The organism is Streptomyces sp. bgisy159 (assembly GCF_057707805.1).
Genome location: NZ_JBYIQX010000028.1, coordinates 1 through 12,443 on the forward strand (window position 1 = coordinate 1; position 12,443 = coordinate 12,443).

Genomic DNA, 12,443 nt, shown 5'->3' on the forward strand with positions numbered 1-12,443 from the left:
GGGCCGTCCTCGCCTTCCTGCGCGAGTTCGAGGACGACCTGGTGCTGTGCGTGCACAACTTCTCCCGCTTCGCGCAGCCCACCGAGCTGGACCTGCGCCGCTTCGCCGGCCGCCACCCGGTGGAGCTGTTCGGCGGGGTGCGGTTCCCGGCCGTGGGCGAACTGCCGTACCTGCTCACCCTCGCGGGTCACGGCTTCTACTGGTTCCGGCTGCGCGACGACGTGGCGTAGCCCGGCCCAACCCCGGGCGGGCCGGTTTCCGTCGGCCCACCCGGGGCACGCATCAGTAGCACCCCCGACCCTTCGGGGAAAGGACGTGACGCCATGGCGGAAACGGTCACCACCCGCGCCGGCACGACCACCACGAGCCCCGGCCTCCTCACGTCGCTGGAACCCCTGCTGCGGGACTGGCTGCCCCGGCAGCGGTGGTTCGCCGGCAAGGGACGGCCGGTCACCGGGTTCTCGCCGGTCGCGGCCACCGACCTGCTGCCCGCCGGAGGCGAGCTGGGCCTGCACCACGTGCTGGTGCGCACCCACGAGGGAGCCGCCCCGGGCGACTGCTACCAGTTGTTCGTGGGCGCCCGCGAGGCGCTGCCGCCCCGGCTGGCCCCCGCCCTGATCGGCCACGCGACGACCGGCCCGCTCGCCGGGCGCACCCTGTACGACGCCCTGTACGACGCCCGCCCGGCCGGTCTGCTGCTGGAGGCGCTGCGCACCGGAGCCCGGATCGGGGCGCTGCGCTGCGAGCGGGATCCGGCGCAGGAGATCCGGCCGGGGCTGGTGCCGCGCCTGGGGACCGCCGAGCAGTCGAACTCGTCGGTCGTCTATGGAGATACGTTCATTCTGAAGCTGTTCCGCCGAGTGGTGCCCGGGATCAATCCGGATCTGGAGCTTCCGCTGGCGCTGGCCCGGGAGGGCTGCACCCGGGTGCCGCCGCCGACGGCCTGGCTGCGGGCCGAGCTGGGCGGGGAGGCGTACGTCCTCGGCGTGCTGCAGCCATATATGCGCGGCGCGGTGGACGGCTGGGAGCTGGCGCTGCGGGAGCTGGCCAAGGGCGAGGACTTCGCCGAGGAGGCTCGCTCGCTCGGCCGGGCCACCGCCGAGGTGCACACCGCGCTGGCCCGCGCGCTGCCCACGGTCACGCTCGGGCACGCGCAGCTGGGGCCGCTGGTCGACGGCATGACCGAGCGGCTGGAAGCCGCCGCCCAGGCGGTGCCCGCGCTGCGCCCCTACGCGCCCGCCCTGCGCACCGCGTACACGGCGCTGGCCGACCTCGCCGGCGAGGGCCGGACCTGGACCGCCCAGCGGGCCCACGGCGATCTGCACCTGGGGCAGTGCCTGCGGTCGCCCTCCGGGGAGTGGACGCTGATCGACTTCGAGGGGGAGCCGGCCCGGCCGCTGGCCGAGCGGCGGATGCCTCAGCCGATCGAGCGGGATGTGGCGGGCATGCTGCGTTCCTTCGACTACGCTGCGTACTCGGCCGACCCCCCGGTGCCGGACTGGGCGTCCGCCTGCCGGGCCGCGTACTGCTCCGGCTACGCGGAGGTCTCCGGCACCGACCCGCGCACCGATCCGGTGCTGTTGCGGGCCTACGAGACGGACAAAGCGGTCTATGAGGTCGTCTACGAGGCCCGGCACCGTCCCGACTGGCTGCCCGTACCGCTGTCGGCGATACGGCGGCTCGCCTCACCCGACCCGTCCTGACGTCCCCCTCATCGCCGCCCAGGAGGCCCCGTCCGTGACTGCCAGCCCGTCGTCCAGCGACCCGAACCCGAAGAAGAAGTCGGTGGCGAAGAAAGCCGCGGCGAAGAAGACGACGACTGCCGAGAAGGCGGCGGCTGCGAAGAAGACGACCGCGGCTGCCAAGAAGACCGCGGCTGCCGAGAAGACGGCGGGTGCCCAGAAGACGACGGCGGCGAAGAAGGCCGCCGCGAAGAAGACGACCGCCGGCAGGACCACGGCCAAGAAAGCCGCCGCCACCAAGGCGCCGGCCAAGAAGCCGGCCGCGAAGAAGACCACCGCCGCGAAAACCGTCGTGAAGTCCGCGACGAAGACCGCCGCGAAGACCGCGGTGAAGAAGGCGGCCACGAAGAAGGCCGCAGCGTCCTCCCCCGCGGCCGAGGCCACCCCGGCCAAGGCCCCCGCCGCCCGGACCGTGCCCGCCCAGAAGGCCGCCCCCGCCGGGGCGCCGCCCGCCGGCAGGACACCGGCCCGGAGGACACCGGCCCAGAAGGCGCCCGCCCGGACGGCACCGGTTCACCAGGTGCCCGCCGGAACGGCGCCGGCCGACCAGGCGGCGCCCGCCCGGAACGAACCGCCCGTCGAGAAGCCCCCGGTGGAACCCATGGAGCCCACCCCCGCCACCCCCCTGACCATCACCGTCTCCCCCGCGCTGTCCGCCGCCGACCGCGAGCGGCTGCTCTCCGGCACGCACCACGAGCCGCACTCCGTGCTCGGCGCCCACCCGGTGTCCGGCGGGATCGTCTTCCGCGTGCTGCGTCCGTACGCCCACTCCGTCACCCTGCTCTGCGGCGAGCTGCGCGCCGAGCTGCACGACGACGGGGACGGCTTCTTCTCCGGCCTGCTCCCCCTGCGCGAGGTCCCCTCCTACCGCCTCCTGGTCGCCTACGAGGACGCGGTCCTGGAGATCGAGGACGCCTACCGCTTCCTGCCCACCCTCGGCGAGTTCGACCTGCACCTGATCGGCGAGGGCCGGCACGAACAGCTGTGGACCGTGCTCGGCGCCCATGTCACCACCCACCAGGGCGTCACCGGCACCCGCTTCTCGGTGTGGGCGCCGAACGCGCTCGGTGTGCGGCTGGCCGGCACCTTCAACCTCTGGGACGGCACCGCCTACCCGATGCGCTCGCTGGGCTCCTCCGGGGTCTGGGAGCTGTTCGTGCCGGGCATCGGCGAGGGCGAGCTGTACAAGTTCGACATCACCCGGCCCGACGGCTCGCACACCCTGCGCGCCGACCCGCTGGCCCGCCGCACCGAGGTGCCGCCGGCCACGTCGTCGGTGGTGACCGCCTCGGACTACGAGTGGGGCGACGAGGAGTGGCTGGCCCGGCGCGCCGACGCCCCGGCCCACCAGGCACCGTTCTCCGTGTACGAGGTGCATCTGGCGTCGTGGCGGCCCGGGCTGACGTACCGCCAGCTCGCCGAGCAGTTGCCCGCCTACGTCAAGGACCTGGGTTTCACCCACGTCGAGCTGATGCCGGTGGCCGAGCATCCCTTCGGCGGGTCGTGGGGCTACCAGGTCACCGGCTTCTACGCGCCGACGGCCCGGCTGGGCGGCCCGGACGACTTCCGGTACCTGGTGGACCGCCTGCACCAGGCGGGCATCGGCGTGCTGATGGACTGGGTGCCGGCGCACTTCCCGCGCGACGACTGGGCGCTGGCGGAGTTCGACGGGCGCCCGCTGTACGAGCACACCGATCCGCTGCGGGCCGCCCACCCGGACTGGGGCACCCTGGAGTTCGACTTCGGGCGGCGCGAGGTGCGCAACTTCCTGGTCGCCAACGCGGTGTACTGGTGCGAGGAGTTCCACATCGACGGGCTGCGGGTCGACGCGGTCGCCTCCATGCTCTACCTCGACTACTCGCGCGAGCCGGGCCAGTGGGTCCCCAACGAGCACGGCGGGCGGGAGAACCTGGACGCGGTGGCGTTCCTGCAGGAGATGAACGCGACGGTGTACCGCCGCAACCCGGGCGTGGTGACCGTCGCCGAGGAGTCCACGGCGTGGGACGGGGTCACCCGGGCCACGCACCACCGGGGCCCGAGCGGCTTCGGGGGGCTGGGCTTCGGCCTGAAGTGGAACATGGGCTGGATGCACGACTCGCTGCAGTACATGAGCCACGAGCCGGTCCACCGCAAGTACCACCACCACGAGATGACCTTCTCGATGGTGTACGCCTACAGCGAGAACTACGTGCTGCCGATCTCCCACGACGAGGTGGTGCACGGCAAGGGCTCGCTGGTGTCGAAGATGCCCGGCGACTGGTGGCAGCAGCGCGCCAACCACCGCGCCTACCTCGGCTTCATGTGGTCCCACCCGGGCAAGCAACTGCTGTTCATGGGGCAGGAGTTCGCGCAGGGTGCCGAGTGGTCCGAGGCACACGGCCCGGACTGGTGGCTGCTGGACCCGGCGTACGGCGCGGCGGACGACCACCGCGGGGTGCGGGACCTGGTCCGCGACCTCAACCACGTCTACGTCGCCACTCCGGCGCTGTGGCAGCTGGACACCGATCCGGCCGGCTTCGAGTGGATCGTGGGCGACGCGGCCGAGGACAACGTGTTCGCGTTCCTGCGCCGCGACCGGGAAGGCGCCCCGCTGCTGGCGGTGAGCAACCTCTCCCCGGTCGTCCGGCAGGACTACCGGCTCGGCGTGCCCGACGACGCCGCCGCCTGGCACGAGGTGCTGAACACCGACGCGGCCCGCTACGGCGGCGGCGACGTCCGCAACCCCCACCCGGTCAAGGCCGAGGCGCACCCCTGGCACGGCCGCCCGGGCTCCGTCCGGCTGACCCTGCCACCGCTGGCCACGGTGTGGCTGCGGCCGGCCTGAGGCGCGGCCCGCCCGGCTGGTCTCACGACAGCATCTCGAAGGAAGGCCATGTGACTTACCGATGCTGTTCGCCCCGACCGACGTCGTCGTCCGCGTCGCGCTGAACCTCCGGGACGCCGGGACCGCCGACGCCGCCATGGCCGCCTGCAGGCCGCTCGTGGGCGAGCTGGCGCCGAGGGCCGTGTGGTTCGAGGCAGCGGACCCGGCCGGACTGCGCCGGGGTTTCCTCGGCGAGCTGCTCGTGGTGCTGCCGTGCGCTCCGGCGCCGACGCCCGGTCGGGCGCTGCGCCGGTCGGTCGAGCCCCTGATGCGGCGGCTCGGCCTGCGGCCGGAGTGGCTGAAGATCTCCGACGCGGGCGGCACCGCCGTGAAGCGGGACGCCGACGCGGCCCTCGCGGACGGCTCCGCCGTCGTGCTGAACGAGTTCATCGAGACGGGCCAGCACACCGCCCGCGCCGAGGACGACCGGGAGACCGCGCTCACCCTGCTGAACGACGGCGGGGCCGAGGTCAAGGCGGCCGCCGAGGTCGCCCTGGCCGGCCCGGACGCGCTGCTGCGCGACTTCGTGGCCGAGGGCCGGTACCGGGCGGCCAAGCGGGACCACGACACGGCGACGCACGTCGCCGGGGTCCGCCGGGTCATCGCCGACGCCGCCCAGGTGGCCGCGCGGGCCATGGAGGACGCCGCCCGGGCCGCCGAGGAGGCCGCCAAGGCCCGCGACGCGGCGCAGGACGCCCTGGACTACGCCGCCCAGGCGGACGCGTCCGCCCAGGAGGCCGAGGGCTACGCCAGCAGGCCGCGGCCTCCGCCGCGCAGGCCCGCAGCGCCGCCGACACCGCGGCGACCGCGGCCCGGCAGGCCACCCGGTCCGCCGCCTACGCCCGCGCTTCGGCGACCAAGGCCGCCTCGTACGCGAGCGGTGCCTCCGCCGAGTCCGCGCTCCAGGCGATCATCACCTACCTGGAGCTGCGCGAACAGGAGGCGAAGAACTCGGCGGGCTACGACATCAACGATCCAGACGGCAAGGACAGCCCGCCCATCGACGCGGACAAGCAGCCGCCGTACATGGACGGCCTCGCCACGGACATCTACAAGCTGCTCGCCATCGACGACGACGCCGTACGGGCCGCCCAGGCCGGGGCGATGGGGATCGCCTGCCTGAAGGCCGGTCCGCTCTCCTGCGAGCTGTACAAGTACTGGCTCGGCAAGGAGGGCGGCACCTACGAGCTGAACCAGAAGCAGATGGGGATGATCTTCGGTGACGCCGGCTGGAACACCGACCTGGACGACAGCCTCAAGAGCTACGCGACGGCCGCGGCCGAGCAGTGCCAGGGCCCGGTGGGCGCGCAGTGCGTGATCCGGCTGGACTCGAAGTGGATCACCCACCAGTTCACGTCCGGTGACCTGTACTACGCGTACCGGGGTCTGAACTACCGCGTGACCGGGCAGTTGCTGGGCACGATCACGGAGAACGGGGTCCATCTGTCGGGCACGGCCCGGGTCGACGTCTTCAAGGACTACAACTTCGACCTGTTCGAGACCGCCGAGTTCAAGGGCATCGACATCCCGCTGGCACCGCTGTCCGTGGCACCGTCGTACGGTCTGGCGCGGAACTTCGTGATCCAGGGCAGCCAGACCATCGACGTCGACGTCCCGTAGGCGACGCAACACGCGGGAGGTCCCGCAGGAGGACACATGCGGACACGGCTCACCGCCGCCGCCGTGGGAGCGGCGCTGGCGCTCACCCTGACCGGGTGCGCGTTCGAGGTCTCGGACCCGCGTGCCTACCCGGGCACGTACGAGGACCTCGACCCGGTGCTCGACAGCTTCCGGCTCACTCTGCCCTCGTGCGAGGTGGCGGACCTGCGGTACACCGGGCGGTCCAAGGAGTGGGGCAGGCATCTGTACCTGCGCTTCGAGGCGCCCACGGCGTGCGTCGAGAGCTATCTCACCGCCCACGGTGTGGATCTCGCGCATCCGCGCCACTGGCCGGACGAACCCGGCTTCACCGTCGACGGCGAGCAGGTGCTGTCGCCGACCGCGCCGCCGTTCCCCGACGAGGCCGTGGAGAAGTTCGGCCTGAAGCTCGACCCGAGGAGGACGTAAGACCGCTACCCGGACTTCGGCACGCCGGCCGGGGCCGAGTTCAGCGTCCTCCTGGTGCCCTCGGGCACCGACCGGCAGACCGTGTACATGACGTCGACGTCCGCGGGCGGCGACTGAGCGGCACGGCCGCCACCGCGGGGCCGCTGCCCGTCGACCGGACGGGCAGCGGCCCCTTTCTCATCCGAGCCGCCCGGCCAGTGCCGCCGGCAGTCCCTCACAGTGGACGACGCCGAGCCTTTGGGTGGCGCGGGTCAGGGCCACGTACAGGTCGCTGGTCCCGTAGGCGGCGGGCTCCACCACGAGCACCGAGTCGAACTCCAGCCCCTTGGACTGGCGGGGGTCCAGCAGCACCACCGAGCGGGTGAGGTCCGGCTCGCCGCCCGCCGTGACCCCGTCCAGCCGGGCGGCGAGGGCGCGGTGCAGCGGGCGCGGCGCGATCACCGCGAGCCGGCCCTCGGCGGGGGTCAGCTCGGCGACGGCCTCGGCGACCGCGCCGGGCAGGTCGTCGGTGGCGCGGGCCCAGGGCCGTACGCCGGTGGAGCGGACCGAGCCGGGCGGTTGGAAGCCGGGGTGCTCGGCCCGTACGACCGCCGCCGCGACGTCCATGATCTCGGCGGGGGTGCGGTAGTTGACGCCGAGGCGGGTGTGTTCCCAGCGGTCCTCGACGTAGGGCTCCAGGATGTCCCGCCAGGAGCCGACGCCGGCCTCCTCCGCGGTCTGCGCGGGGTCGCCGACCAGGGTCATGGAACGGGTCGGGCAGCGCCGCATCAGCAGCCGCCAGGCCATCGGGGACAGCTCCTGCGCCTCGTCGACGATGATGTGCCCGAACGCCCAGGTGCGGTCGGCGGCGGCCCGCTCGGCGGCGCTGCGGTGGTCGGCCTCCACCTGCCGTTCGGCGAACCGCTCGGCGTCGATGATGTCGTGCGCGGACAGCACCTCCGAGTCCTCGTCGTCCTTGTCCTCGAACTCGTAGGTCCTGGAGGCGTACGACACGTCGAGCACCCCCTGCGCGTACGCGACCTGGGTCTCCCGCTCGCGGTCGGCGCGGGCGCGGGCCGCCCGTTCGTCCTCGCCGAGGAGTTCGGCGGCCTCGTCGAGGAGCGGGACGTCGGCCACCGTCCAGGCGCGGGTCACCGGGCGGCGCACGGCGTCCGCGTCGGCCGCGTCGAGGTGGTCCTCGGGCGCGGCGAGGAAGTCGGCGACCAGGCGTTGCGGGGTGAGCACCGGCCACAGGCGGTCGATGGCGGCCCAGACCTCGGGGTTCTCGGCGATCTCGTCGCGGATCTGGGTGATGTCGGCGGCGTCGAGCAGGCTGGAGCCGTCATAGGGGTCGGTGCCGACGCGCTCGGCGTACAGCTCGGTGAGGGTGTTGAGGATGTGGCCCTCGAAGTACTCGCGCGCCGCGTTGTGCGGGAGCTTGGCGGCCCGGGTGCGCTCCCGGGCGACGTTCACCAGATCGTCGTCGAGCATCAGCACCTCGCGGTCGTGCTCGATGGCGATCACCGGGTCGGGCAGCGTCTGCCGGTCGCGTACGACGGCGGCCAGCACCTCGGCCATGTCGGCCCGGCCCTTGACCGCGGCCGCCGCGGGCGAGTCCGTCGCCGTCGCCTTCACGCCCGGGTAGAGCTCGCCGACCGTGGACAGCAGCACACCGGTCTCGCCGAGGGAGGGCAGCACCTCGCCGATGTAGCCGAGGAAGGCGGGGTTGGGGCCGACGATGAGGACGGCGCGCCGGGCGAGCAGTTCGCGGTGCTCGTAGAGGAGGTAGGCGGCGCGGTGCAGCGCGACCGCCGTCTTTCCGGTGCCGGGGCCGCCCTCGACGACCAGCACACCGCGGTGGGGCGCCCGGATGATGCGGTCCTGCTCGGCCTGGATGGTCTGCACGATGTCGCTCATGCGGCCGGTGCGGGCGGAGTTGAGCGCGGCGAGCAGCACGGCGTCTCCGGTGGGGTCCTCGTGGCCGGTGCGCTCCCGGTCGCCCAGGTCGAGGATCTCGTCGTGCAGGGCGGTGACGGTGCGGCCCTCGGTGGTGATGTGCCGACGGCGGCGCAGCCCCATCGGGGTGTGGCCGGTGGCCAGGTAGAAGGGGCGGGCGACGTCGGCCCGCCAGTCGATGAGGACCGGGGTGCGCTCGGGGTCGTCCCGGCGCAGTCCGATACGGCCGATGTGGTGCGCGGCGCCGGAGGCGAGGTCGATCCGGCCGAAGCACAGCGAGCCGTCGACCGCGTTCAGCGCGGCGAGCAGTCCGGACCGCTCGGCGACCAGGATGTCGCGCTCCAGTCGGGCCTGCATCGGCTTGTCGCCCTGGGCGAGGGCGTCGGAGACGGAGTTCTCGGTCTCGCCGCGCAGGGCGTCGACGCGCGCGTAGATGCCGTCGATGAATTCCTGCTCGGCGCGCATTTCACCGTCTTGAAAATCGCCGTTTGACAATTCCACTCCCGGGCCGATATACTGTGCTCAGTAAGCTTCTCCGTGACTCGAATTCCATGAAGTCACGAATCAGCGAATATACGCGAGGAAAACCCCCGGGCGCAATTGCCCGGGGGTTTTCTTTGTCTCGGACGCCATGTCACAGCACGTCGGCGAGTTCCTCCAGCAGCCGTCGCCTGGGCCTGGACCCGACCATCGACCGCACCGGTTCACCGGAGCGGAAGACGATGAAGGTCGGCATCGAGAGCACCTTGTAGGCGTTGGTGGTCGCCGGATTGCGGTCCACGTTCAGCTGCACCACCTTCAGCCGCTCCCCCTCCTCGGCGGCGACGGCCTTGAGTACCGGCGCCATCTGCCGGCACGGCGGGCACCAGTCGGCGGTGAACTCCACCAGCACCGGCAGCTCCGAGCCGATCACCTCGGCCTCGAAATCCGTGTCCGTCACCTCGGTCAGCTCCGTCGCCATGGCGGCCCTCCCATCTCGCACCCGGGTTCCGGACCCCCCGGAACCAGCGCCTCGGCGGCCAGCTCGTCCCTTACCCGCTCGGCACGGGCCAGCTGGTCCGCGACCTTCGCCCGCACCGCTGCGAGCTCCGCGACGAGCGCGTCCAGCTCGGCCAGCTTCCTGCGGTACACCGCGAGCGAGGCCGGACAGGTGTCGCCCTCGGGGTGTCCGGCCCGCAGGCACTCCACGAACGGGCGGGTCTCCTCCAGCTCGAACCCGAAGTCCCGCAGCGTCCGGATCTGCTCCAGCAGGCGCAGGTCCGTCTCGTCGTAGCAGCGGTGCCCCAGCTCGTCGCGGCGCGCGGGCAGCAGTCCCCGCGACTCGTAGTACCGCAGCGCTCGTGTCGTGGTCCCGGCCCGTGCGGCCAGTTCGCCGATTCGCATGCGTCCGAACGTAAGCCCTGACGCCGACGTCAAGGCAACAGCGGTTTGCGGGGCACCGGAGAGGTCAGCACGATCGACGTCGTGGTGCGCCCGAGGGCCGACACCTCCTCCAGGACCTCCTCCAGGTGGACGGTGTCCTTGACCGCGGTCTTCAGGATCCAGCAGTCCTCGCCGACCACATGGTGCACCTCGACGATCTCCGGCCGCCGGATGAGCTCCAGCGTCCGCGGGTGCCTGAGGTTGTAGCCGCCGTGCGGATCGACCCGGATGAACGCCTGGATCCCGTACCCCAGCCGGGCCGGCACGACATGGGCGCCGTACCCGCTGATCACCCCGGCCGCCTCCAGTCGGCGCACCCGCTCGGTGACCGCGGCCGGGCTGAGCCGCACCCGGCGCCCCAGCTCGCTGAACTTGATCCGCCCGTCGGTCTGGAGCAGCCGCAGGATCTGCCGGTCCAGCTCGTCGAGGGCGACCGAGGTTCCGTCGGCGCCGGCGCGCGAATGCCGTGGTTCTTTCGGTGCGGACGCCGGATCTCCCATGTCTTCCCTTTCAGGACGTGGTGGCGGGCCGGGAGAATTATGATCATGCATACGGCGCGAGAGGCACGAGACGTACTGGTCATCGGCGGCAGCCGCTACTTCGGGACCCGGCTGGTGGCCCGCCGGGGACCGGGTCACCGTCCTCAACCGCGGCTCGTCGCCGCCCCCGGCCGCCGCCCGCCATCTGATCGCCGACCGCGACGACGAGCCGTCCCTGGCCGCCGCCCTGGCCGGCCGCGACTTCGACGTCGTCGTCGACCAGGTCTGCTACACCCCCCGCCAGGCGGACATCGCCCGCCGTCTGTTCACCGGCCGCACCCGCCGCTACGTGATGACCTCGACGGTGGAGGTGTACGAACATCAGGACTCGGCGTCCCTGGTCCCGGAGTCCGCGGTCGACCCCTCGACCGTGGCCGTCGACCTGGCACTTCCTTGGCACGACGCGGACTTCGCCGCCGCCCACTACGGCGAGGGCAAGCGCCAGGCGGAGGCGGTGTTCGCGGCCGGCGGCACCGGGCTGCCGTACGTCGCCGTCCGCGTCGCCCACGTGCTGGGCGGTCACGACGACTTCACCGGTCGGCTGCGGCACTACGCGGACCGACTGCGCGCGGGCGACCCGATCGCGGTCCCGGCCGGCAACCGCCCGGCCACCTACATCCATGTGGAGGAGATCGCCGACTTCCTCTTCTGGGCGGCCGGCGCGGGGTTCACCGGCCCCGTCAACGCGGCCTCGCACGGGCTGCTGGACACGGCCGGCCTGTGCGCGGCGGTGGCCGCCCGTCTCGGCACCGGCCGGCCCACGTTCCGTCAGGCCGGTGCCGGAGAGACCTCCCCGTTCTCCTTCCACCGCTCCTACGGCATGGACAACTCCCGCGCGACAGCGCTGGGCTTCACCTTCGGCGACGTACGGCGCTGGCTCCCGGACGCCGTGGCCGAAACCCTCGGGAAGGACGTCTGACCATGCGGTACCGCCCCCTGGGAGAGCTGCGCGTGAGTGCCGTCGGACTCGGCGCCATGCCACTGTCGATCGAGGGCCGCCCCGACGAGGCCCGCGCGGTCGCCACCGTGCACGCGGCGCTCGACGCGGGCGTGACCCTGCTGGACACGGCCGACTCCTACACGCTCCCGGACGGCGAGCCCGGCCACAACGAGCGGCTCGTGGCTCGGGCGCTCGCCGCCTACGGCGGGGACACGTCCGGCGTGCTGGTGGCGACCAAGGGCGGCCGCGGCCGCACGCCCGACGGCGGCTGGACGGTGAACGGCGACCCGCGCCGGCTGAAGGCGGCCGCCGAGGCGTCCCGAAGGCGGCTGGGGGTGGAGGCCATCGGCCTCTACCAGCTCCACAAGCCGGACCCGGACGTCCCCTTCGAGGAGTCCGTGGGCGCACTGCGCGACCTCCTCGACGCGGGCACCATCCGCTCGGCGGGCCTGTCCAACGTGAACGCCGACCAGCTCCGCCGGGCCCACGCGATCCTCGGCGACCGCCTGGTCTCCGTGCAGAACCGGTACTCACCGGCGGTCCGGGACAGCGACCCCGAGCTGCGCCTGTGCGCCGACCTGGGTCTGGCGTTCCTGCCCTGGAGCCCCCTCGGCGGCATCTCCCGCAGTTCCCTGGACGGCCCGCCCCGGACGGAGGGCGCGACCCGGTTCGCCGCGTTCCACGAGGTGGCGCGGGAACGCGGGGTGAGTCCGCAACAGGTGTGCCTGGCCTGGCTGCTGGCGCGGTCCCCGGCCGTGCTCCCCATCCCGGGCGCAAGCCGCCCGCAGACGATCAGGGATTCGGCAGGGGCGGCGGACCTGGAACTGACCGGGGAGGAACTGACCCGTCTCGGGGCGAGCGTCCGCACCGCGGTGGGGGCGCACCCGCTGTGACCGCCGCGTCCCGTCCCCGCGGTCGCCGCGCCGGGCCGGTTC

The 12,443-nt window shown here is 73.0% G+C and carries 11 protein-coding genes and 1 pseudogene; 8 read left to right on the forward strand and 4 right to left on the reverse strand.

The window, feature by feature from the left end; all coding sequences use genetic code 11:
• The 6 genes from AC3ET3_RS24245 to AC3ET3_RS24270 form a co-directional block, all read left to right on the forward strand.
• A partial coding sequence (locus tag AC3ET3_RS24245) for an alpha-glucosidase C-terminal domain-containing protein (protein WP_435612873.1) occupies positions 1-230 on the forward strand: 230 nt, incomplete at its 5' end.
• Between the two features lie 93 nt (positions 231-323).
• Complete coding sequence (locus AC3ET3_RS24250) at positions 324-1,703, forward strand: maltokinase N-terminal cap-like domain-containing protein (protein ID WP_432158729.1); 1,380 nt, start codon at positions 324-326, stop codon at positions 1,701-1,703.
• Between the two features lie 34 nt (positions 1,704-1,737).
• Positions 1,738-4,566 carry a 1,4-alpha-glucan branching enzyme gene (gene glgB, locus AC3ET3_RS24255; RefSeq protein WP_435612874.1) on the forward strand — a complete coding sequence of 943 codons (2,829 nt, stop codon included), beginning with the start codon at positions 1,738-1,740 and terminating at the stop codon, positions 4,564-4,566.
• Positions 4,567-4,627: 61 nt separating this feature from the next.
• On the forward strand, positions 4,628-5,728 hold the full coding sequence (locus AC3ET3_RS24260; RefSeq protein ID WP_435612875.1) for a hypothetical protein: 1,101 nt from the start codon (positions 4,628-4,630) through the stop codon (positions 5,726-5,728).
• On the forward strand, positions 5,632-6,225 hold the full coding sequence (locus tag AC3ET3_RS24265; RefSeq protein WP_435612876.1) for a hypothetical protein: 594 nt from the start codon (positions 5,632-5,634) through the stop codon (positions 6,223-6,225). The genes AC3ET3_RS24260 and AC3ET3_RS24265 overlap by 97 nt, the downstream gene beginning before the upstream one ends.
• 36 nt (positions 6,226-6,261) lie before the next feature.
• The gene (locus AC3ET3_RS24270; RefSeq protein WP_435612877.1) at positions 6,262-6,672 is read left to right on the forward strand and encodes a hypothetical protein; all 411 of its coding nucleotides are present in this window, start codon (positions 6,262-6,264) and stop codon (positions 6,670-6,672) included.
• Positions 6,673-6,849: 177 nt separating this feature from the next.
• Here AC3ET3_RS24270 and AC3ET3_RS24275 read toward each other — a convergent pair whose 3' ends face one another.
• The 4 genes from AC3ET3_RS24275 to AC3ET3_RS24290 all read right to left on the reverse strand — a co-directional run bounded on the left by AC3ET3_RS24275 (position 6,850) and on the right by AC3ET3_RS24290 (position 10,529).
• Positions 6,850-9,072: a HelD family protein gene (locus AC3ET3_RS24275; RefSeq protein ID WP_435612878.1), complete on the reverse strand. Its 2,223-nt coding sequence runs from the start codon at positions 9,070-9,072 to the stop codon at positions 6,850-6,852.
• Positions 9,073-9,241: 169 nt separating this feature from the next.
• Positions 9,242-9,556, reverse strand: coding sequence for a thioredoxin family protein (locus AC3ET3_RS24280; protein WP_432158731.1), 315 nt, complete (start codon positions 9,554-9,556; stop codon positions 9,242-9,244).
• Entirely contained in the window at positions 9,553-9,990 is a 438-nt protein-coding gene (locus AC3ET3_RS24285) for a MerR family transcriptional regulator (RefSeq protein ID WP_432134177.1), read from the reverse strand. The genes AC3ET3_RS24280 and AC3ET3_RS24285 overlap by 4 nt, the downstream gene beginning before the upstream one ends.
• Before the next feature lie 29 nt (positions 9,991-10,019).
• The gene (locus AC3ET3_RS24290; RefSeq protein ID WP_432134176.1) at positions 10,020-10,529 is read right to left on the reverse strand and encodes an Lrp/AsnC family transcriptional regulator; all 510 of its coding nucleotides are present in this window, start codon (positions 10,527-10,529) and stop codon (positions 10,020-10,022) included.
• 45 nt (positions 10,530-10,574) lie between these two features.
• On the opposite strand from AC3ET3_RS24290, the pseudogene AC3ET3_RS24295 reads away from it, so the two are divergent.
• Positions 10,575-11,487 (forward strand): annotated as a pseudogene (locus tag AC3ET3_RS24295) (NAD-dependent epimerase/dehydratase family protein).
• Between the two features lie 2 nt (positions 11,488-11,489).
• Positions 11,490-12,401 carry an aldo/keto reductase gene (locus AC3ET3_RS24300; RefSeq protein WP_432134174.1) on the forward strand — a complete coding sequence of 304 codons (912 nt, stop codon included), beginning with the start codon at positions 11,490-11,492 and terminating at the stop codon, positions 12,399-12,401.
• Positions 12,402-12,443: the final 42 nt, after the last annotated feature.

What these genes read in the sequence shown, in the direction of transcription:
- AC3ET3_RS24270 (WP_435612877.1), top strand. Translation starts at nt 6,262, where the DNA reads ATGCGGACACGGCTCACCGCCGCCGCCGTGGGAGCGGCGCTGGCGCTC.
- AC3ET3_RS24300 (WP_432134174.1), top strand. Translation starts at nt 11,490, where the DNA reads ATGCGGTACCGCCCCCTGGGAGAGCTGCGCGTGAGTGCCGTCGGACTC.
- AC3ET3_RS24275 (WP_435612878.1), bottom strand. Translation starts at nt 9,072, where the DNA reads ATGCGCGCCGAGCAGGAATTCATCGACGGCATCTACGCGCGCGTCGAC.
- AC3ET3_RS24260 (WP_435612875.1), top strand. Translation starts at nt 4,628, where the DNA reads ATGCTGTTCGCCCCGACCGACGTCGTCGTCCGCGTCGCGCTGAACCTC.
- AC3ET3_RS24265 (WP_435612876.1), top strand. Translation starts at nt 5,632, where the DNA reads ATGGACGGCCTCGCCACGGACATCTACAAGCTGCTCGCCATCGACGAC.
- AC3ET3_RS24290 (WP_432134176.1), bottom strand. Translation starts at nt 10,529, where the DNA reads ATGGGAGATCCGGCGTCCGCACCGAAAGAACCACGGCATTCGCGCGCC.
- AC3ET3_RS24250 (WP_432158729.1), top strand. Translation starts at nt 324, where the DNA reads ATGGCGGAAACGGTCACCACCCGCGCCGGCACGACCACCACGAGCCCC.
- AC3ET3_RS24285 (WP_432134177.1), bottom strand. Translation starts at nt 9,990, where the DNA reads ATGCGAATCGGCGAACTGGCCGCACGGGCCGGGACCACGACACGAGCG.